Consider the following 21,762-nt stretch of genomic DNA (forward strand, 5'->3'; position numbering starts at 1 on the left):
AAAGGGGAAACTATGTTTTTAAAAGCACTGGAGATTCACGGCTTTAAATCCTTTCCGGACCGCACCAAAATTACCATCGAGCGGGGAATTACCGCTGTGGTTGGGCCAAACGGCTCGGGAAAAAGCAATATTTCCGACGCCATCCGCTGGGTGCTGGGGGAGACCAGCGCCAAACAGCTGCGCGGCGGCGGGAAAATGGAAAACGTTATTTTTGGCGGTACCCAGTCGCGCAACGCCATGGGGTTCGCCAGCGTAAATCTTTATATCGATAACACAGACCGCCGCATCGATGTGGACTCCGACGAGGTGGTCATTGGACGCAAGTATTATCGCTCTGGTGACAGCGAGTATTCGGTCAATGGGCAGAATGTGCGTTTGAAAGATATCTATGAGATGTTTTTGGATACGGGCCTTGGGCGCGATGGCTACTCGATTATCGGGCAGGGCCGAATCGCTGTCATTGTAGGTGCCAAATCCAACGAACGGCGTGAAATTTTTGAAGAGGCATCCGGTATTGCGAAATATCGTTATCGGAAAAATGAGGCCGAGCGCCGGCTTGCTTCTGCCGAGGACAATCTTGTTCGTTTGCGCGACATTCTGGGAGAACTGGAGGGCCGTGTGGGGCCGCTGGAAAAAGAGGCGGAAAAAGCAAAGCGCTATTTGGAACTTGCAGAGAAGCGAAAGGGCCTGGAGGTCACACTCTGGGTGGATACGGTACAGAAAGCGCGGGATACCGTGCGGGAAGTGCAGAGAAAAATTGAATTGGCCAATGCGGACTATGACCGCGCCAGCCGCGAGATGGAAGGCGTGGATGCCGAAACGGAGGAGATCCGCGCTCAGTCGGAGCATCTCATTAAAGAGATTGACCGCTGCAATGCAGAGATCCGCGCAATCACAGAGCGGATTTCCGGGTCGGACGCCTCCCTGGCCGTGCTGCGCAATGATATTGAGCACAATCAGGCAACCATCGCCCAGATGGAGCAGGAAATCAGCCAAAGCGGTATGGGGCGTGAAGCAATTGAAGCCGAACGCGCACAGCATCAGGCGGCGATTGAAGAGTGTGAAAAGGAATTGGCGTCTTTGGCGCAGCGTGCGGAAGAGACAGAGCAGCTGCTGTCGGATTTGCAAAACAAAAGTGCTGCCAGCGGTGAGCGGCGCGGAGCGGTAGAGGCAAAACTGGCGGACATGGCCGCGCGCATTACAGACCTGAAAGTTGTGCAGGCCAGTGCGGATTCCGCAAGAGAGGCCGCCCAGCTGCGCTTGGGCAGTGCGACGCAGGACAAGCAGACAAACGAAAAGCGTCTGGCTGATTTGCATCAGGAGAAGAAAGAGACCGAAGCCTTCCTCAATGATGCCATTGAGAGGCTGACGCGCCTTGAGAATATCAAGGGCGGTCTGACCATGAAGCTGGACAGCCGGAAAAAGCTTTTGGATGAAGCGGATGCTGCGGAGCAAAAGTTGGAGCGCGATATGGAGAGCGCTTCTCAGAGAATTCAGCTGTTGCGGGATCTGGAACGGAATATGGACGGATACCAGAGCAGCGTCAAAACTGTGATGCGCGCTTCAACAAATCGGCGCCTTCGGGGAATTATTGGCCCGGTATCCAGTATTCTTACGGTCAAACCGGGGTATGAGGTAGCCATCGAGACGGCGCTGGGATTTGCACTGCAGAACATTGTGGTGGAAAACGAGTCTGCTGCCAAGGCGGCAATGGCTTTTTTGCGGGACGAAAAAGCGGGGCGTGCTACGTTCCTGCCCTTGGACACCATGCGTCCGGCTCATTTCGATGCTTCTCGGCTGACAGGCAGCGCGGTGAAGGCCAGTGATCTGGTGGAATACGATAAACGCTATGAAAACGTGGTGTCCAACTTGCTGGGACGCATTGTGGTAGTAGATGAGATCAATGAGGCTTCCCGCGTGGCGCGCAGTTTGGATTATCGAAATCGCATTGTTACGGCGGACGGTCAGGTGATCAATGCGGGCGGTTCGTTTACCGGCGGCAGCGTCTCGCGGTCGGCGGGGCTTTTCAGCCGCAAACAGGAAATTGCGGATTTGAAAGCAAAACTTGCAGATATGGAGAAAAAACGCGATGCAGCGCAAGAACGAACCGATGCGGCAAAAGCGGAAGTAGATAAGCTTTCTGCAGAATTGACGGCTACCGAAAGCGAGGCAATCACTGCCGGTGGGGATAAGATTCGTGGAGAAGTGGAGAGCGCGCGCATTTCCACGGCACTCTCGCAAACAGAGGCAGCCGCGCGGCTGTTGGACGCTGAGTGCGAAAAACTGAAAGAGCAGATTGAGCAAAGTACCCAGCAGGCACTTGAGGCACAGGAAAAGCTGACGCGCCTGACGGAGGATACCTGCCAGCTGGAGGAGGAATTGGAGACGATTGCCGGCTCGGATGATTCCTTCCTGGCTACCCGGACGCGCTTGTCGGATCAGTTGTCTGATATCAAACTGAAAAAGCTTTCTACGGAGAAAGATGCGGAGAGCCATCGGGCATCCATTGTCGCTTTGGAGAGCCGTACCGGAGAGACAGAAGAGCGTGTGCGGCAGTTGCAGGAGAATATTGCGCTTCTGCATCAGCAAAATCTGCAACGAGAAGAGCAAATGGCTGCCATGCAGCGGGATGTGGAACAGAGCAGACAGCAGATCACGGAGTTTGAACAGGCCATTCAGGCCGCTTCTCAGCAGCGCATCGAAAAAGAAGGCGCTATTACGCAGCAAAGTGCGAAGTTGCGCCGCCTGACGGATGAGCGTGAGGCGCTTGGCCGTGAGGCTGCCCGACTGACTGAGCAGAAAGAGGCCAAGGATGCGGAATATGAGCAGACGGTGGCCAAGCTCTGGGATGAGTATGAATTGGGACTGTCGGAGGCACAGGCACTGTGCGTACCGTTTGAGAGTATCACTGAACTGCGCAGAAACGTAACGGAAGTGCGCGGTAAGATCCGGTCGCTTGGAAACGTCAATGTGGGGGCAATCGATGAATATGCCGAAGTCAGTCAGCGCTATGAATTCCTGCGGACGCAAGTCGGAGATGTGGAGAAAAGCAAAGCAGAGCTGCAGCGCATGATTGCGGGCCTCTCTGAAGAGATGCGGGTCATGTTCAGCGAGAGTTTTGCCGCCATCAACCGCAACTTCGGCCGGATTTTTACCGAGCTGTTCGGCGGTGGTACGGCGCGGCTGTATCTTGAAGATGAGACAGACGTTTTGGAGAGCGGCATTGGGATTGAGGTGGCGCCTCCGGGCAAAATTATCAAAAACCTGTCGGCACTTTCCGGCGGCGAACAGGCGCTTGTTGCGATTTCCATCTACTTTGCCATTCTGGCGGTCAACCCGGCTCCTTTCTGTGTGCTGGATGAGATCGAAGCAGCACTGGACGATGTAAACGTCACACGCTATGCGCAGTATCTGCGGCGTATCTGCAATGAAACGCAGTTTATCGTCATCACGCATCGTCGTGGTACGATGGAAGAGGCAGACGTGCTGTATGGTGTGACCATGCAGGAAGACGGTGTGTCGAAAGTCTTGCGGCTGGATGTGAAAAATGTGGATGCGAGTCTCATCTCTTAATCTTATGAACGGAGGTTCACAATGGGCTTTTTTGATAAATTGGGTGCCAGCCTGAAAAAAACACGTGATTCTATTTTTGAAACCATCGGCAGTATGGTCACAGCAAGTGAGATTACCGATGACATGTATGACGATTTGGAAGAGCAGCTGATTCTGGCCGATACCGGTGTGGATGTAGCGATGGACCTGGTGGAGCAGCTTCGTAAAAAGGTGCGGGCAGAACATCTGAAAACGGGTGAACAGGCGTTGGCTGCTTTAAAGGAACTGATCCGGGATATGCTGGCTGCCGATGCAGAAATGGATTTGTCCGGCTCTCCCGCTGTTATTCTGGTCATTGGCGTCAATGGTGTGGGCAAAACGACCTCCATTGCCAAACTGGCACATCTCTATAAGGAGCAGGGCAAAAGCGTAATGCTGGCGGCGGGTGACACTTTCCGTGCCGCAGCTTCCGAACAGCTTGGCGTTTGGGCGCAGCGGGCGGGTGTTCCTATGGTGCGTCACAATGAAGGTGCGGACCCCGCTGCGGTCATTTTTGACGCGGTGCAATCTGCGGCGGCCAAAAAGATCGACATTGTCATCTGTGATACGGCCGGACGTCTGCACAATAAGAAAAATTTGATGGCGGAGCTTTCCAAAATCAGCCGTGTGGTGAACAAAGCCTGCGAGAGCGCAAGTGTGGAGACTCTTTTGGTGCTGGATGCAATCACCGGGCAGAACGCCATCAATCAGGCCAGCCAGTTTATTGATGCGGCGGGCGCAACCGGTGTGGTCTTGACCAAACTGGACGGGACGGCCAAAGGCGGAGCGGTCATTTCCATCAAGGCAAAACTGGGGCTCCCGGTTCGCTTTGTGGGAGTCGGTGAAGGTTTGGACGATTTGATGCCCTTTGATCCGGATGCATTTGCGGATGCCCTTTTTATGCGGGAAACCTGATTTTTGACCCTGTTTTCGAAAAAATTTCATATTTGAGGTGTATTATGGAATTTGTTGCTGCGACGAATAACGCACATAAGCTCAAAGAGATGCGCCGAATTCTTGAGCGCATGGGGCATACGGTTCTCAGCCAAAAAGAAGCGGGCGTATCCCTTGATCCTGAGGAAAACGGGACTACTTTTTCAGAAAATGCATGCATCAAAGCGCAGGCTATATGTGAAGCATGTCAAAAACCGACGGTAGCGGATGACTCAGGCTTGTGCGTTGAGGCATTGAACGGTGCCCCGGGTGTTTACTCTGCCCGTTATTGCGGTCGGCATGGCGACGATGGGGCCAATAATCAGAAATTGATGCAGGAAATGACGAATGTGCCGCCGCACAAGCGCGGTGCGAAGTTTGTCAGTGCAATCTGCATTTGGCTTCCCAATCAGCGGCATGCGGTCTTTGAAGGCGAATGCCGTGGTTCCATTGGATTTGAAGAGCGTGGGGAAAACGGGTTTGGGTATGATCCGCTGTTTATCCCCGATGAAGTGGGAATTCCGGGCACAGGTGAGACATTACCCAATGTTTCGCATCGCACCTACGCGGAGCTCAGTGCAGATGAGAAAGATGCCATCAGTCACCGGGGCCGCGCACTGCAGTTGTTGGAAGCGCAGCTGCCTGATTTTCTTGCGGATGCAAGCATCATCGGTATGGCGTCCGGTCCGGCACAGTCCCTTTGAACGAAACAATAAAATGGAGAGGAATCAAACTATGCTGACAAGTAAGCAACGCGCGATCCTGCGCAGAGAAGCGCAGAACCTGGATGTGGTTTTTCAGGTGGGAAAAGGCGAGATCGATGAAACGTTGGTCAACTCCACACTGGAGTGCCTGAATGCAAGAGAACTGATCAAAATGCGGGTTTTGGAATCCAGCATGTATTCCGCGAAAGAAGCGGCTGCGATTTTGGCGGAGAAGACTGGTGCGGACAGCGTCCAGGTAATCGGCTCCAAGTTCGTTTTGTACAAACAAAAGAAAAAGGACAGCCGGTATGCGGATTTAATCGCAGTCAAATGAGCCGCCGGATTTTGCTGTTTGGGGGAACATTTGATCCGCCCCACAACGGCCATATGGAATTGCTGCGTGGTGCGATGGCTGCAGTACAGCCCGATCTTGTGGTGGTAGAGCCTGCGGGTACTCCACCGCACAAGCATGCAAGTGCCACGCCGGCAGGAATTCGGCTGGCAATGTGTCAGTGTTTTTTAGACGTGGACAGGCAGATCTTGCTGGATGATACGGAGATTTTGCGCGGCGGGAAAAGTTATACGCTGGATACCGTAAATGAAATGTATCGTCGTTATCCTGATGGGACACTTTACTTTTCCATGGGAAGCGATATGCTCCTCTATTTCCGAAAATGGCACGGCTACCGGGAACTTCTTCAGAAAATGGTCCTGGTGGTTCACAGTCGTCGGGGAGAAGATGTGCAGCCTCTGCATGCTTTTGCGCGCGACTTGGAACAGGAGGGCGGGCGGATTTTGTTTGCACCCGCCCGTATTTTGGAAATCTCCAGCACCCAGATTCGAAGCAGGGTTCAGAGGGGTGAGCCTTTGGATGGACTGGTGCCTGCAAGCGTGGAAGAAATGATCGATCGGTACGCTTTGTATCAGCCGGAAGAAAGGGAAGTGTAAATTTCATGATTTCCGTTCAGGAAGCCAAGCGTTTGGCGAAAAAGAATCTCAGTGAAAAGCGCTATGAGCATACCAGCAATGTGAAAAAGCTGGCGGTGGAATTGGCTCGCCGCAATGGCGTGGATGAGGACAAAGCAGCTTTGGCGGCTTATCTGCATGACATCGCAAAGGAGCTGCCGAAGGATCGGTTGTTGCAGATTTTGCGCGAAAATGATATAATGTCTGATAATGCACTGCAACGTGCGCCTGCTGTTTGGCATGGTATCGTTGCGGCCATTTTGGCGAAAACAGAGTATGGTATTGAGGATGAGGAGATTTTGTCTGCCATTCGATGCCATACAACGGGTAAGCTGAACATGAGCAAATTGGACAAGATTATTTATATGGCAGATATGGCCAGTTACGAGAGAAACTATCCGGAGGCGGCTTCGCTGCGTGCGCATGTCCTGGAAAATTTGGACCGTGGTACGATCGAAGGCTTGGGAATGTCCATCGCCTGGCTGAAGGCTGGCGGTAAGAATGTAGATGAGTATTCGCTGGCCGCTTATGCGCAACAGCGCCAGCAATATTACGGCGGAGCAGGAGTCTCTTTTTAAAATTTGAAAGCTGTCCGCCAAAGACCGTACGGAAAACAGACTGCCCATGGAGGGGAATTTCTATTGAGAAATACAAACAGACCTCGTCAGATCAATCTTTCCCGCGCACAGCGCGCACCGCGCCGCTCCAGTGCGGCCAGCGCTGCAAGCCGAAAAGCATATGACCAGGCCGCTGAGCGGCCGGTGCATCGTTCGTCTGCTGCGCCATCTGCAGCTCGCAGCGGAGCATCTGCTGCGCAGCGTTCCCGTACGGCTCAGCCCGTGCGCAGCAATTCAGCGCGAGCGGCAGATCCGCATGCTCCCGTTACCAGTCGACGCAGAAGGAAAAAGGGCAGTACAGGCAAAAAGGTATTGGCGGCTTTTTTAGTTGTGGTACTGATGGTGACAGGCGCATTGGGTGCATTTTATTGGTATGTGGCCGATTCTCTGAAGCCGCAGGAAAGCGGTTCTCTGACGGAAGAAATCGCCACACCGCCGGAGTACGGTAAGGATTTGACCAATATTCTTGTGCTGGGAATCGACTATGATGACAACCCCGAAGAAGAGGCGTTGGGCGTACAGCGAAGCAAGAATGGCAATACGGATATGATTCTGTATGTGCAGTTCAACAAAACGGAAAATACGGTGCACATGCTGCAAATTCCTCGTGATACCTATGTGGGAACCGATTTGCCCACTGGCGGCACCGGACGCATCAATGCCTTGTACGCACACGGGGAAGATCAGGAGAACCGTGTACAGAATCTGGCACAGGTTTTGTATGATCAGCTGAATTTGCCGGTGGACGATTATGTCGTTATCGATATGCAGATGCTGAAGGGAATGATGACTGCGCTGGGCGATCAGTTCGCGCTGGAAGTTTATATCCCGGTTACGATGGAATACAATGGCAGCCGTCTGGAACAGGGTTACCATTGGCTTCAGGGCGAAGAGCTGGAATTTTTCCTCCGGCAGCGCAAGGACTCCAGCGCTACACCTCGTGGTGACTTGGACCGTTTGAACAATCAGCGTTACTTCTATGCCGCCCTGTTTAAGTACATGATGACGATGAGCTGGCAGGAAATGGTGAAGCTGATGCCGGTATTCCTGCAGTATGTGGAAACGGATATCAGTCCGTTGGACTGTGCTGCATTGGGCGTGGCGGCACTGAACGTGCCGGCAGAGAACATTTTGATGGGCCGCTTGCCGGTGTATGGAACGCAGGTGAAAGCGGACGGGGTCAACTGGGTATCCGGTATTGCAATTCAGGAAACTGCGGATTTCCTCAATGAGTATTTCCGCCCGGCAGACGCTCCGGTCAGCGCAGAAGAGCTGAACATTCAGCTACCGGCACCTGTTTCGGAAATGGGCGCTGTGGTAGATCCCGAAATGAGCCAGATGGGCACCGATGGTACGGTTGCAGATTACGATGAGACGCAGGATGCGGTGGACAGCGGAAGCACGCAGTCGGCGGCGTAATGAAAGAAAGTTAGGAGAGTTTATGGAACCCAAGGATTTGGCGATTCAAATCGCCGCAATTTTGGATAAGAAAAAAGCTACGCGCGTGAAAGTGCTGCGCGTCCACGACCTCACGGTGATGGCGGATTATTTTGTCATTGCGTCCGGCACGTCTTCGACTCATGTGAAGAGTTTGGCGGAAGAGGCAGAATTTCAGCTGAAGGAACAGGGAATCGCACCCATCCGAACGGAAGGATTCAATACACAGAACTGGTTTATTCTGGACTATGGCAGTGTGATTGTTCATGTGTTCAGCCCGGATGCACGCGAGTTTTATGATTTGGATCATCTTTGGGCGGACGGCGAAAACGTGCCGCTGGATTTTGTGGAAGAATAAGGCAGATACGCGGGTGTCAGCCCGTGTGGGATAAATCTTTTTTGGATGTGAAAAACATGAAGTACGATTTTAAACAAGTCGAGCAGAAATGGCAGAAGATTTGGGACGAGGAACATACCTTTGCGGCCAAACAGGATTATACCCTTCCGAAATACTACGCACTGGTAGAATTTCCGTATCCTTCCGGACAGGGCCTGCATGTAGGCCATCCGCGCAGCTATACGGCGCTGGATATTGTGGCGCGTAAAAAACGGTTGCAGGGCTATAATGTGCTGTACCCCATGGGCTGGGATGCTTTTGGTCTGCCCACGGAAAACTATGCGATGAAAAACCACATCCACCCGGAAATCGTCACCGCTAAAAATGTGGCTCGCTTTAAAAGCCAGCTGAAAAGCCTTGGTTTGTCTTTTGATTGGGACCGTGAGATCAATACCACCGATCCCAATTATTACAAATGGACCCAGTGGATCTTTTTGCAGCTGTACAAAAAGGGTTTGGCCTATAAAAAAGAGATGAACGTGAACTGGTGCCCTTCCTGTAAGGTAGTACTGGCAAACGAAGAGGTTGTAGACGGCAAGTGTGAGCGGTGCGGCGCTCAGACCACGCACAAGGTCAAGAGTCAGTGGATGCTGAAAATCACCGCTTATGCGGACCGTCTCGTGGACGATCTGGATGATTTGGATTACATCCCCCGCGTAAAAACGCAGCAGAAAAACTGGATTGGCCGCAGCCATGGTGCTGAGGTGAAGTTTAAAACCACTGCAGGAGACGAGTTGTTGATTTACACGACCCGTCCGGATACCCTGTTCGGGGCAACCTACATGGTCATTGCGCCGGAACATCCTGCCATTGAGAAGTGGGCAGACCGGATCCGCAATATGGATGAGGTAAAAGCTTATCAGGCGGAAGCGGCCAAGAAAAGCGATTTTGAACGTTCGGAGCTCGCAAAAGAGAAAACCGGCGTAAAACTCGACGGTGTGAATGCGATCAATCCGGTCAATGGCAAAGAAATCCCGATTTTCATTTCCGATTACGTGCTCATTAGTTATGGCACCGGTGCGATTATGGCAGTGCCTGCGCATGATGAGCGTGACTGGGATTTTGCACGTGCATTTGGATGCGAAATTATCGAAGTGGTCAAGGGCGGCGATGTGGAGAAAGCTGCGTTTACGGACTGCGCCACGGGAGTCATGGTGAATTCCGGTTTCCTGGACGGAATGAGCGTAGAGCAGGCCAAGAAGGCCATTGTAGAATGGCTGAGTGAGCAGAGCGTCGGCACACCGAAGACCAATTTCAAATTGCGCGATTGGGTGTTCAGCCGCCAGCGTTACTGGGGCGAGCCTATCCCCATGGTCCATTGTGAAAAATGTGGTTGGCAGCCGATTCCGGAGAGCGAACTTCCGCTGCGTTTGCCGGAGATTACAGATTTTGAACCCGGTGAAAACGGTGAGAGTCCGCTGGCTCGTCATACAGAGTGGGTGAATACCACTTGTCCGTGCTGCGGAGGCCCCGCCACACGAGAGACGGATACCATGCCTCAATGGGCCGGCTCTTCCTGGTATTTCCTGCGTTATATGGATCCTCATAACAACGATGCGCTCGCTTCCAAAGAGGCGCTGGCTTACTGGGGGCCGGTGGACTGGTACAATGGTGGCATGGAACACACTACCTTGCATCTGCTGTACAGCCGTTTCTGGCATAAATTTTTGTATGACATTGGTGTGGTACCCTATTCAGAGCCTTATCGCAAACGTACCAGCCACGGAATGATTTTGGGTGAAAACGGCGAGAAGATGTCCAAGAGCCGTGGCAATGTAGTGAATCCGGATGATATCGTAAATGAGTACGGCGCTGATACGATGCGCTTGTATGAGATGTTCATCGGTGACTTTGAGAAGAGTGCACCTTGGAACACGGCCTCCATCAAAGGCTGCCGCCGCTTCCTGGAGCGTGTGTGGGGTCTGATGGATATGGTTGCGGAAGGTGACGGATATTCTCAGAAATTGGAAAGCAGTATGCACCGCACCATTAAAAAAGTGACGGAAGATATCGAAGTCTTGAAGATGAACACCGCCATTGCTGCGATGATGAGTCTGCTGAACGAAATCTACGACCAGAAGAGCGTTACCAAGGGTGAAGTGCGTACACTGCTGATCCTTTTGAATCCCTTTGCTCCGCATATGACAGAAGAAATGTGGCAACAGCTGGGATTCGAGGGACAGATTGCTCATGCACAGTGGCCCGCCTTTGATGAAGCCAAATGTGTGGACAGCACCGTGGAGATTGCCGTTCAGGTCAACGGTAAAGTACGTGCCAAATTGGTGGTGCCTGCCAATATTTCAAAGGACGATGCGATTGCTGCAGCAAAGGCCGATGAAGTGGTTGCGAAACTGGTAGAAGGAAAAACAATCTGCAAAGAAATCTATGTCCCTGGCAAACTTGTAAATATCGCTGTGAAGTGAAAGAAAATATTGACAGGTGTGCCCTCGACATTGTATAATCTAAGGTAGCTGCTGTTCTTGAAATTGTGCAGAGCATCGTTTAAGAGAAGCAGTTCCTACCTCAAAGGTTAAGGGAGGGAACAAGATGTCGGAAATTCGAGTAAAAGAAGGCGAATCGCTGGAGAGCGCGCTGCGTCGTTTTAAACGCTCAACTGCGCGTGCTGGCGTGTTGGCTGAAGTGCGTAAACGCGAGGCGTATGAGAAGCCCTCTGTGCGGCGCAAGAAAAAATCCGAAGCTGCCCGCAAGCGCAAGTATAAATAAGTTGCGGACACGCGGTAACTACGCGATGAGCGGGCCTCTTTTAAGGGGTCCGCTTTTTGTGTTTTTATGGATCCAGATGAAGAAAGGGGAGCACTTGGCGTGCCCGTTTTTATGCCCACACAAATGTTTCGGTCCGTGGCATCCATCACGCCTGAATACCTGAAAGAACATGGAATCAGGGCGTTGATTCTGGATGTGGACAACACGCTGACCGGCCATGGCAGTCAGGAATTGCCGGAGCATGTGGAGAAATGGTTAAACGAAATGAAGCAAGCAGGTATCTTGCTGGCCATTGCTTCAAATAATTTTGAAAAGCGTGTCGCTCCGTTCGCCAAGGCCATCGGAGTGGAACATGTTTCTTTTTGCTGCAAACCAGCTCCGTGGGGGCTGGCACGGGCGCGTAAAAAAATGGGAGTGTCGAAAAAGGAAGTGGCGCTGGTAGGGGACCAGGTCTTTACCGATGCTGTCGGCGCAAACTTTTACGGCATTCCGGTGCTTTTGTGCAAACCGATGTATCGGGATATCAAACCGAGCATTCGTTTGAAACGTGTGTTGGAACGTCCGCTTTTAGCGCGTTATCGCAAAAAAGGCGGCAATATTTTATAAAAGAAAGAAGAGCGGTTTTGTATGAAGCAGCGCACTGAAAAACTGATTTCTGCGATGCCGGCCGGATTTGAGGCGGCGCTTATTTCCACAGAAGTCAATCGTTTCTATTTTTTGAACTTTGACTCAAGCGACGCGGGTACGGTTTTGATTTTACCGCAGGAGACGTATTTTATTATTGACTCGCGTTACATTGAAATTGCCAACGCGGAAGTGAAAGAAGCACAAGTCGTTTTGCAAAAAGACGCTTTGGCACAAGTTCGTGAGATTCTGGAAAGTCACAACGTAAAGCATCTGTACATGGAAAATAAGGCGACAGTGGCCTATGCGGATGAGGTGCGTGCGGTGCTGCCCGGAATTGAAGTGGACGTGAGCCCCATCCTGTCGAACACCGTGGATGAGATTCGTGCCATCAAAGGGGAAGATGAAATTGATGCCATGCGCAGAGCTCAGGTGATTACTGACGCTTGCTTTGACCATATTCTGGGATATATCAAACCGGGTATGCGCGAGATCGATGTAGCACTGGAGATGGAAATGTTCATGCGCAGCCACGGAGCCGGAAAACTTGCGTTCCCCACCATTTTGGTAACAGGAGCCAAGACCAGCCTTCCGCACGGTGTGCCTGGCGATAACATTATCCGTGATGGTGACTTCATTACGATGGATTACGGCGCAAATGTGGATGGTTACTGCACGGATATGACCCGTACAATTGCGGTAGGCCATGTATCCGAGGAGCAGAAGAAAGTGTATGACACAGTCTTGAAAGCACAGCTGGCGTGCTGCGAACAGGCCAAGGCCGGCATGCGTGGCTGCGACGTGGACAAAATTGCTCGTGATATCATTAATGAAGCTGGATATCAGGGCTGCTTTGGACACGGTTTGGGACATGCAGTGGGCATTGAAATTCATGAGAATCCCCGTTACAGCCCCACCTGTGAAAGTGTGGTCAAAGCAGGTATGATGATGACCATCGAGCCGGGTATTTATCTGGAAGGAAAATTTGGCGTTCGCATCGAGGATACAATCATTGTTCGGGACGGTGGCTGCGAGATCCTGGGCAAGAGCGATAAAAACCTGATTATCCTGTAAAAATACAGGGACAAGGGGTTGCAAAACGCAGGCTTTTCCTGTAAAATCTTATATAGAACATTATGGTACCAATGTGTCCATGAAAAGTTATGGAGGATGTAATTTATGGTTTCTGCTGGCGAATTTCGCAACGGCATCACGTTTGAAGAAGACGGCAACGTTTATCAGATCGTAGAATTTCAGCATGTAAAACCCGGAAAGGGCGCGGCCTTTGTCCGCACAAAAATCCGCAACGTCATTACTGGTTCTGTGGTTGAAAAAACGTATAACCCCACGGCCAAATTCCCCACTGCGTTTATTGAGCGTCGTGAGATGACCTATTCTTACGAGGACGGCGGTCTGTACTATTTCATGGACAATGAGACGTATGAGCAGATCCCCCTGAATGAATCTGAGCTGGGTGAGGCTTTCAAGTTTGTTAAGGAAAACGAAGTTTGCAAAGTCCTTTCCTACAAAGGCAAGGTATTTGGTGTAGAGGCGCCGAACTTTGTGGTCCTGGAGGTCACAAAGACCGAGCCGGGCGTGAAGGGCAACACCGCCACAAATACTCTCAAACCCGCTACGCTGGAGACGGGCGCGGAAATCCGTGTGCCGCTGTTCATCAATGAGGGTGACATGATTCGTATCGACACTCGTACGGGCGAGTATATGGAGCGCGCGTAAGAAAAGATTTTACACAGGCAAGACCGGCTACGGCCTTGCCTGTTGTGTTAAAGGAGGCAATAGAACAATGGAACTGAAAGAGAAAGTTGCGTTTATCAAAGGCCTGATGGAAGGCATGGAATTCGACGTCACCACAAAAGAGGGAAAAGTTCTGAACGCAGTTGTAGAGCTGCTGGATCAGATGGCGGATTCTGTGGTGCAGATCGATGAAGACGTTGATCAGCTGTACGATGAAGTGGACGCTTTGAGCGAGGATTTGGAAGACGTGGAGTCCTGCGTTTATGGCGATGAAGATGACGATGAAGACGAGGACGATTACGACGAAGAATATGAGGCGGGCCTGTATGAGATTACTTGCCCCAACTGTGGCGAAGTGGTCTGCGTAGATGAGGATATGCTGGCGGATGAGAATTTGGCCTGCCCGAACTGCGGCACGAAATTCGAAGTGGATTTCAGTGAAGAGGAAGACGCCGCCGAGGAATCGGAAGAATAATTTTGAAAGATGAAAAAGGGCGTGCCATAGGGCGCGCCCTTTTTTAGGGAGTGAGAAAATGTCCATTGAAACCGTTCGGAATTATCTTCGCGAGCGAGGCTTGGCAGATCGAATCATTGAGTTTTCGCAGTCCAGTGCGACCGTGGAACTGGCGGCCGCTGCAAATCATTGCGAACCTGCGCGTATTGCCAAGACTTTGTCGTTTGCAGTAGGAGATGAATGCATTTTAATCGTGGCGGCAGGTGACGCGAAGATTGATAATGCGAAGTACAAGGTACGCTTTGGTACGAAGGCCAAAATGCTTGCACACGATGAGGTGCCAGTGCGTGTAGGGCATGCAGTAGGCGGTGTATGTCCTTTTGCAATCAAAGAGGGCGTACATGTTTATTTGGATCAGTCGCTGCGCCGTTTTGAAACCGTATTTCCGGCTGCTGGAAATGCTGCCAGTGCAGTGCGTCTGACGCCGGATGAATTGGAACGGGCATCGGAAGCAGAGGGCTGGGTCGATGTATGTAAGGGATGGCAGATCTGATTGATGCAATCGGAATTATGTAAAAGCGGCGTACTGTCTGTGGGACAGTGCGCCGCTTTTGGATATTTAAGCATTAGAGGAAGAGTGGGAACTTTCCAAATTTCGGAAGAGCCGTGCAAGAACGATAATGGCTGCTACGGAGAGAACGGCTTCCGCAGTCAGCTGAGCGTAGGCCAGTCCATAAAGCGGGAAGAGCCAGTTGAGAATGCACAGCGCAGGGATCTCCAGTACGATTTTACGCAAAATGGCGAATGCAAGAGCTGCTTTTCCCATCCCGACAGCTTGGAACACGGCGACTGCGAGAAAATCCACGCACAGAAAAGGAAGACCCAGACAGAAGCCACGCAAAAATTGGGACCCGTAAGAGATGATCTCTTCATTTTGCATGAATAGGAAAATGAAGGTTCCGGGCATCACAAAATAACATGCAGATACAATAAGAATGAGCAATAAGGCAGAACGGACAGCAAACAAAACAGTTCGTTTCATCCGGCGAATATTGCCGCTGGCGTAGTTGTAACTGACCAAAGGCATAATGCCTTGAGAAAGGCCCATGGAGATATACATGGGGACCATGTTGATTTTTTGAGTGATGCCCATAGCGGCTACAGCATTGGCACCGTATGCAGACGTAAAATTGTTCAGAATGGTCATTCCGGTAACATTCAAAAGGTTCTGGATCGCTGCCGGAATTCCCACACCACAGACACCTGTAACAATTTCTTTTTCAAACGTGAACTTTTTCGGGTTCAGGCACACGAAGGTGCGCTTGCGCTTGACAAAGAGGAGAATCAGGAAATAAACACAGGCTGCACAGTTGGAAATCAGGGTGGCAAGGCCTGCGCCGGCCGCTCCCAGATTCAGCCCCCAGGGAAGAATAAAAATAGGGTCAAGTACGATGTTCAGCAGACAGCCGCTCATGGTGCCGATACTGGCGTGCAGGGCGCTTCCTTCTGCCCGGACGAGATATGCCATAACAACATTCAAAATCGCAGGTGTAGCACCGCATTGAACGGTCCAGAGCATATAGCCGGCAGTTGCTTCCATGGTTACTTCATCTGCGCCCAACAGAACGAGAAGAGGTGTGCGAAACACAATGCAAAGGGCAGAGAAGAGAATTCCGCAGAGCAATGTGCAGTAAAAACCAAATGCAGAACTGCGTGAAACCGTTTCATAGTCTTTCCGCCCGAGCGCACGGCTCATCATGCTGGAACTGCCCACGCCGAAAAGGTTGTTGATTGCATTGAAAGCGAGCAAAACAGGTGCTGCCAGCGTGACAGCGGCATTTTGCACCGGATCGTTCAGCATTCCCACAAAATATGTATCAGCCAGATTGTAAATGACCATCACAAGGGAACTGAGAATTGTGGGGATCGCCAGCTGTGCTACCGCGCGGGGAATTGCGGTTTGTTCAAAAAGGACGGTTTTTTGATCAAGTTGAGGCATGGATTCATCTCCTGATTTTTTATAACGTTATTGTAACAGAGTTTTACCTATAAATATAAGACAGAACAATGCTTGGAAGTATTTTTTCACAAAAAAGATGTGACCTGCTGGGCAGGTCACATCTTTTTTAAGAAAAGGTTCCGGTAATGGGCTGGTAAGGAAGCCATACATAATGAGCATTTTCCAACTCCACGACTTGCGAAGGGTCTTCGCCACTGGCGAGAGCCATTGAAAGAGAAAGAAGTGCCTGCGCAATTCCGTCTGCGTCATTGAGGACTGTTCCTTGCAATGTGCCGTTTTTGATGGCATCCAGCGCAGGAGCAGTGGCGTCTACCCCGACGATTAATGGCATTTCCTCTTTTGGAATTTCTGCGTTTTTCAGGCTGTCAATCGCACCCAAAGCCATGTCATCATTGTTGGAAATGACGGCTTCAATGCTGGTCCCATACTCCTGAAGCCATTGCGTCATACGGGCTGCGGCCTGTGTACGATCCCAGTTGGCTGTTTCACTGGCGATTTTTTCTACGTTTACACCGGCGCTGCTCAATGTCTGAACAGAATATTCTGTGCGGAGAAGTGCGTCCTGGTGACCGGGTTCTCCTTCAAGCATCACATATTGAAGAATGTTATCGCCGTTGCGGTCCACGCGTTCTTTCTGTTTGCTCCAATAATCCAGAATAATCTCGCCCTGCAGAACTCCGGAGTCTTCCGCCATAGCTCCCACGTAGTAAACGTGTTCCCAGCGAAGCAAATCTTCCTCTACCGGTTCACGGTTGAAGAAAATGATAGGAATGCCAGCTTCCTGCGCCTTGTCAATCAGTACAGCGGCGGAAGTGCGATCCACGATATTTACACACAATACATCGTAATTGAGGGCAATCAGCCGGTCAATCTGATCATTTTGAGTTGTTTGTGAGCCGCGGCCGTCTACAACATTGATGTTGATTTTCAAATCCTCTTCGGTCTCACGTTCCTGTGCCAGCCGTTCCAGATCTTGTACCAACGTACCGATAAAGGTATCTTCCTGCAGATAAACTGCCACGCCGATGCGGAGTGTTTCCGTCTCTTTTTGAATAGGGAAAATACAGCCGGTGGCCATCAGACAGAGAAAAAGCACCAAGGCACTAGCCAGCAATCGGATAAAGAAGCTTTTGATGGTCCGGGTCATAAGTATTTCCCTCCTGAACGATGGACACGGGAAGCAGATAATCTTCCACTGATTGATTCCTGGCAGCAGCTACGGCTTGTGTCACTGATAAATAGCCGACCGCATATTCGCTCCAGGCTGCGAGCACTGAGATTTGACCTCGCTCTACTTGAGCAACGACGGAATCAGTCACACCTGCTCCGTAAATTTTGGGTGGAGCTGCACACTCGAAAGATTGTTGAACAGCTATGTCCAAAGCCTGCGCCTCAAAACATACAACGAAATCGGCTTTTTCCAGCAACTTTTGAGTGGAGAAGCCATTGCATACCGCGATAGAGAATCCCGCGTCCTGCAGCAGCTTCTGCGCGCATTCCAGGCGCGTGGAGAGACCGACGGCTCCCGGACAGCTGTTTACCAACAAAACTTGTCCACCATCCGGGAAATCGCTGATCAGCTGCTCTGCCAAAAGCTGCCCGGCCTGTTCGTTGTTGGGGTACACACCAGCTGACGTACCGTCGACCGGAGACTCGATGGAAACAACAGGAATCGGCGGAGTGTCCCCCAGGAAAAGAGCCAGTTTCTCGCAGTCGACCGGAGCCACGACTGCGGCATCCACTCCAACGTCGATCTCCCGGCGCAGAAGTTCGATTTGAGCGTCACTGTCGTTGTCCTCAGGAAGTGTGAGAAAACGAAGCTCTGCTCCAAGATCTTCGGCAGCCTGCTCCATTCCCTGGCGAGCTGTGGCGCAGAAGGTGTTGTCTGTCTGGCGAATCAAAATGGATACCTCAACGCGCTTTGGATCGGGGCCTACAAGAAATCGCTCCGGGATAACAAGACTAAGAACGGTAGCGGCGGCCAGAACGACCAGAACGAGCATTTGCCACCAACGGTACTCCCTCTGTTTCAAGGCTTCGCCTCCCTTGCATCAATATCATCCGGCGGTTGTGTCAACGCAGGCAGACGGATACGCACGGTGGTTCCCTCATCCGGTTCACTGTGGAACGTCAATCCGTATTGAACCCCAAAGGTCAGACCGATACGACGGTGAACATTTCGTACGCCGATTCCGGAACCTTTACTGCGCTCAAGAGGTTTGCGTTCATCCAGAAGACTCTCCACCACTTCCTGTGGCATCCCCAATCCGTTGTCAGAAACATCGATGATAAGATCATCACCGTCGCGCCATGCGTGGACCGTGATTTCACCGTCATCATCCGCTGCCGCCATACCGTGATAAATGGCATTTTCAAGAATGGGTTGCACGATCAATTTTAAGGAGTACAATCCAGCAGTATCCGGTTCTGCGTGAATTGTAAATGAAAATTTGTTTTTGTATCGGATTTTCTGAATGGTCATGTAATGGTTGGCATGCTCCAGCTCGTCCGACAGAGGAATGATGCTCTTGCCGCGGCTGAGTGAAATACGAAAGAGGCGTCCAAGAGAAGTGACCATCTGGATGGCATCATCATACCGCCCACTTTCGGTCAGCCAGATCACAGAGTCCAGCGTATTATACAAAAAGTGGGGGTTGATTTGAGACTGGAGAACTTCCAGCTCAGAACGGCGCTTATCTTGCTCCTGCCGAATGATGTCATCCATCAGGTGGCGCATTGTAGAGACCATTGAACGAATGGAGTGTTCCAGTCGCTGCACCTCATAGCAGCCGCTGTCCGTGACTTCAGGCAGCTGCCCGAGCTTTTGAATGTCGTTGACCGCACGGTCCAATTCCAGAATGGGTTCAGTGATGTGGGCCGACAGGCGTGAATTGATAAAAATTAAAAGGAAAATGGAAAACAGAAGCACAGAAATGACAAATAGAATCAGCTGACCGGTGCTTCCGCGCAATCCGTTAGCCGGAACAACGCCAACCAGTTTCCATCCGGTGTAACCCACCGTCTTGACAGTAATCTGGCGTTGTTCTCCTTGAAAGGTTTCCCAATGGGTGCCGTCGGGCAAAAGAGCAGCTTCCTGATTGTTTTCCTGAATCAGATCCGCGTAAATCAACTGTTGACGCGGATGATAAATGATTTCACCGTTGCGGTCTACGATATAGAGATATCCGCCGCCGGTCAATTCGGCGTTGCGGCAAATCTGTTCCACGCCGGAAAAATTCATGTCTACCAGCAGAACACCGCTTTCCGTGGTGCCGCCTCGCGTTAGCTCCACCTGGCGGCTGATAGAGATTACCCACCGATAGCGGTCATCTGCCGATTCAAACAGATTTTGTACGTGCGGGGTTGAAAAATGAATATTTTCAATTTGCCCAAGAGCGGCAGAAAACCAGGCCTGCTGACTGGCATGTGCCTGCGCTTTGAGCGAAGAAAGAGGGGTGGCCGTCACCAAATCGCCCGCAGGGTCAAAAATCGCAATAGAAACAAGGTCATCCCGATTCTCTTCGTACAGAAGTTCCAAGCTTTCGGGAGAGATTCCTTGGTTAATATCCGCGTTTTTGATGATACGGTAATAAACGGTGTCGGAAACGCGCATCATGCGGCGCAGATGACTATCCATGCTTTGCTTGACCTGTTCCAGAACTTTTTGACTGGCGCTGGCCTCGACTTGCTGTGTGGCGGCGGAATAACGAAGCACCAGCGAAAGGCCGATGAACAAAATTCCTACCACAGAAACAGCAGTAAAAGAAAGGGAGATCACGCGGCGTATGCTCATTTTTCGATAGGAAGCCGATAGCCTTCCGATCAAAGAACGCACAAACACAGGCAATCCTCCTTTCATTGTGTTGATTGGCGATGTTCAGCACGGTATTTGGACGGGCTGGTTCCGTACTGACGCTTGAAAACATAGCTGAAATAGTTGGGGTCCAAATAACCAATCTGCTGAGCAATCAGATATGTTTTTTCATCTGTATTACGCAGAAGTTCTGCTGCTGCATCCATACGCACATTGGTGACATAGGCAGTGAAGCTCATTCCGGTTTCTCTTTTGAAAAGGGTTGAGAAATAGGCAGGGGAAAGGTGCAGATGGTCGCACAGCATTTCCACAGAAAGTTCTGTGTCCGTATAATGCTGCGCGATAAATGTACGCGCCTTGTCAACTGCGCGAAGAGTGGTATCGGTGCGCCGTTGGCCGAATACAGTTTGCAGGCGGAGACAACGCTCTTCCACCCAATGTCCCAATTCCTCCGGCGAGGAAAAATCCGTCAGCTGTACTGCGCCGGAAAAACCGGGACCAAAAACAGAATCGATGGGAATGTCAGCCGCTCGGGCAAGCTTGATCAGACAGGTGAGCAACTCCAGGAAAAAACACTGATACTGACTTAGCGTCGTCTCTCGTGCGCGCTGAATAATGTCGCCCAGGAACTGGCGGACGGTATCCGGCGTGCCGAGTTTTACCGCATTGATCAACTCACGTTCATCCGATTCTCCAAAAGTCAGCTGGCCGGTCTGACGCGGTTCCAAATCACCGATGTACAAAGTACGCCCTGTTCCCAGCAGCATGCGGTAGTCGAGGGCGGAAGAAGCGCCTTGGGCGGAACGCATCAGCTGCGAAAAATCATTGACCGGAGCGCCAATTCCAACCGTGAGCTTTAAACGTAAAACCTTTTCCGCCATAGCACGCACGCGCTCCAGTTCATGGATCAGCGAGTAAATTTGAACAGTGCCCGGGAAAGAGGCGAGCAAAGCCAGATCGTCGTCGTACAAGAGCCATCGGCTGTCGCAACAGGATAGGGAAAAGTTCTCCTGAAAAAATCCCTGTACAGACAGAAGAATCAATTCATCCGGATCATCGCCCAAGGCACTGACATGGATGCGGGCTGTCACCCAGCTGTCGCCATTCAGTGAAATTTCGTAGCGCGCTGCGCGTTCGCTGATTTGGGAAGGCTTGAGCTGCCCGTCCAGAACACGTGCATAGAACAGACCACGCAAAAGGGGAAGACTGTCTTCGTAGCGTTGCCGAAGGGCCTGTACATCCTGCTGTTCGGCACGCTGAGTATCCATGTCAGCATGAAGCCGGGCTAAAACCTGTGAAAGTTCCAGTGCATTGATGGGTTTCAGAAGATATTCGAACACGTTCATACCGATGGCCTGTCGGGCATATTCAAAGTCATCAAAACCTGAAAAAACAATCAGGCGGACGGCGGGCAGCTGTTCCTTTAAGCGACGGCATAGCTCCAATCCGTCCATGAATGGCATTTTGATATCGGTGAGAACGACGTCCGGATTCAGATGTTCGGCCAATTCCAGAGCGTCCTGACCATTCCCGGCCTCGCCGCACAAACTGAAGCCCAGTGAGTCCCAGTCAATTTTTCGCCGGATTCCGGCACGCAGCTCTTCCTCGTCGTCTACCAGAAGAACACGATAAGCCTCCATGTCCGCAGTCCCCCTTCAAAATGATTATATCGTATCAGCCGGTCGGATGTACAGGGACCGGCGCCCTTTTATTGAAAAACGGCCGT

General features: G+C 51.3%; 20 protein-coding genes. 15 read left to right on the forward strand and 5 right to left on the reverse strand.

The genetic code is table 11. From position 1 onward, the window contains the following. Window positions 1-12 precede the first annotated feature (12 nt). The 15 genes from smc (at window position 13) to ACKTS9_RS17540 (ending at window position 14,755) form a co-directional block, all read left to right on the forward strand. The gene (gene smc, locus ACKTS9_RS17470; RefSeq protein WP_349216139.1) at window positions 13-3,573 is read left to right on the forward strand and encodes a chromosome segregation protein SMC; all 3,561 of its coding nucleotides are present in this window, start codon (window positions 13-15) and stop codon (window positions 3,571-3,573) included. A gap of 21 nt (window positions 3,574-3,594) precedes the next feature. After that, on the forward strand, window positions 3,595-4,506 hold the full coding sequence (ftsY, locus tag ACKTS9_RS17475; RefSeq protein ID WP_349216138.1) for a signal recognition particle-docking protein FtsY: 912 nt from the start codon (window positions 3,595-3,597) through the stop codon (window positions 4,504-4,506). 44 nt (window positions 4,507-4,550) lie between these two features. Next, a complete protein-coding gene (rdgB, locus tag ACKTS9_RS17480; protein WP_349216137.1) occupies window positions 4,551-5,228 on the forward strand; it encodes an RdgB/HAM1 family non-canonical purine NTP pyrophosphatase in 678 nt (225 codons plus the stop codon). A gap of 31 nt (window positions 5,229-5,259) precedes the next feature. After that, a complete protein-coding gene (locus ACKTS9_RS17485) occupies window positions 5,260-5,562 on the forward strand; it encodes a YhbY family RNA-binding protein (RefSeq protein WP_349216136.1) in 303 nt (100 codons plus the stop codon). A gap of 11 nt (window positions 5,563-5,573) precedes the next feature. Then, a complete protein-coding gene (gene nadD / locus ACKTS9_RS17490) occupies window positions 5,574-6,176 on the forward strand; it encodes a nicotinate (nicotinamide) nucleotide adenylyltransferase (protein ID WP_407881942.1) in 603 nt (200 codons plus the stop codon). A 32-nt stretch (window positions 6,177-6,208) separates the two neighbouring features. Then, on the forward strand, window positions 6,209-6,772 hold the full coding sequence (yqeK, locus tag ACKTS9_RS17495) for a bis(5'-nucleosyl)-tetraphosphatase (symmetrical) YqeK (protein WP_407881944.1): 564 nt from the start codon (window positions 6,209-6,211) through the stop codon (window positions 6,770-6,772). A gap of 63 nt (window positions 6,773-6,835) precedes the next feature. Beyond that, entirely contained in the window at window positions 6,836-8,230 is a 1,395-nt protein-coding gene (locus tag ACKTS9_RS17500; protein ID WP_349216133.1) for an LCP family protein, read from the forward strand. Between the two features lie 22 nt (window positions 8,231-8,252). Then, window positions 8,253-8,606, forward strand: coding sequence for a ribosome silencing factor (gene rsfS, locus ACKTS9_RS17505; RefSeq protein ID WP_349216131.1), 354 nt, complete (start codon window positions 8,253-8,255; stop codon window positions 8,604-8,606). A gap of 56 nt (window positions 8,607-8,662) precedes the next feature. Continuing rightward, window positions 8,663-11,068 carry a leucine--tRNA ligase gene (gene leuS / locus ACKTS9_RS17510; protein WP_349216130.1) on the forward strand — a complete coding sequence of 802 codons (2,406 nt, stop codon included), beginning with the start codon at window positions 8,663-8,665 and terminating at the stop codon, window positions 11,066-11,068. Window positions 11,069-11,192: 124 nt separating this feature from the next. Next, a complete protein-coding gene (gene rpsU, locus ACKTS9_RS17515) occupies window positions 11,193-11,369 on the forward strand; it encodes a 30S ribosomal protein S21 (RefSeq protein WP_349216128.1) in 177 nt (58 codons plus the stop codon). Between the two features lie 66 nt (window positions 11,370-11,435). Next, on the forward strand, window positions 11,436-11,975 hold the full coding sequence (locus tag ACKTS9_RS17520; protein ID WP_349216127.1) for a YqeG family HAD IIIA-type phosphatase: 540 nt from the start codon (window positions 11,436-11,438) through the stop codon (window positions 11,973-11,975). A 21-nt stretch (window positions 11,976-11,996) separates the two neighbouring features. Beyond that, window positions 11,997-13,067 carry a M24 family metallopeptidase gene (locus ACKTS9_RS17525; RefSeq protein ID WP_349216125.1) on the forward strand — a complete coding sequence of 357 codons (1,071 nt, stop codon included), beginning with the start codon at window positions 11,997-11,999 and terminating at the stop codon, window positions 13,065-13,067. Between the two features lie 105 nt (window positions 13,068-13,172). Continuing rightward, a complete protein-coding gene (efp, locus tag ACKTS9_RS17530) occupies window positions 13,173-13,730 on the forward strand; it encodes an elongation factor P (RefSeq protein ID WP_349216123.1) in 558 nt (185 codons plus the stop codon). A gap of 67 nt (window positions 13,731-13,797) precedes the next feature. After that, a complete protein-coding gene (locus ACKTS9_RS17535; protein ID WP_349216121.1) occupies window positions 13,798-14,223 on the forward strand; it encodes a CD1247 N-terminal domain-containing protein in 426 nt (141 codons plus the stop codon). Window positions 14,224-14,281: 58 nt separating this feature from the next. Beyond that, window positions 14,282-14,755: a YbaK/EbsC family protein gene (locus ACKTS9_RS17540; protein WP_407881950.1), complete on the forward strand. Its 474-nt coding sequence runs from the start codon at window positions 14,282-14,284 to the stop codon at window positions 14,753-14,755. Between the two features lie 66 nt (window positions 14,756-14,821). On the opposite strand, the gene ACKTS9_RS17545 is transcribed toward ACKTS9_RS17540, so the two are convergent. The 5 genes from ACKTS9_RS17545 to ACKTS9_RS17565 form a co-directional block, all read right to left on the reverse strand. Continuing rightward, window positions 14,822-16,201: an MATE family efflux transporter gene (locus ACKTS9_RS17545; RefSeq protein WP_407881952.1), complete on the reverse strand. Its 1,380-nt coding sequence runs from the start codon at window positions 16,199-16,201 to the stop codon at window positions 14,822-14,824. A gap of 127 nt (window positions 16,202-16,328) precedes the next feature. Continuing rightward, window positions 16,329-17,369 (reverse strand): galactose ABC transporter substrate-binding protein, encoded by a 1,041-nt coding sequence (locus tag ACKTS9_RS17550; protein WP_407881954.1) that lies wholly within the window; start codon window positions 17,367-17,369, stop codon window positions 16,329-16,331. Then, a complete protein-coding gene (locus ACKTS9_RS17555; RefSeq protein WP_407881956.1) occupies window positions 17,326-18,255 on the reverse strand; it encodes a sugar ABC transporter substrate-binding protein in 930 nt (309 codons plus the stop codon). Before ACKTS9_RS17555 ends, ACKTS9_RS17550 begins: the two co-directional genes overlap by 44 nt. Further along, entirely contained in the window at window positions 18,252-20,063 is a 1,812-nt protein-coding gene (locus tag ACKTS9_RS17560; protein ID WP_407881958.1) for a sensor histidine kinase, read from the reverse strand. The genes ACKTS9_RS17555 and ACKTS9_RS17560 overlap by 4 nt, the downstream gene beginning before the upstream one ends. Window positions 20,064-20,077: 14 nt before the next feature. After that, window positions 20,078-21,676 carry a response regulator transcription factor gene (locus ACKTS9_RS17565; protein ID WP_407881960.1) on the reverse strand — a complete coding sequence of 533 codons (1,599 nt, stop codon included), beginning with the start codon at window positions 21,674-21,676 and terminating at the stop codon, window positions 20,078-20,080. Window positions 21,677-21,762: the final 86 nt, after the last annotated feature.

This window comes from Owariibacterium komagatae (genome assembly GCF_045865535.1).
Taxonomy (GTDB): Bacteria; Bacillota; Clostridia; order Oscillospirales; family Ruminococcaceae; genus Ruthenibacterium; species Ruthenibacterium komagatae.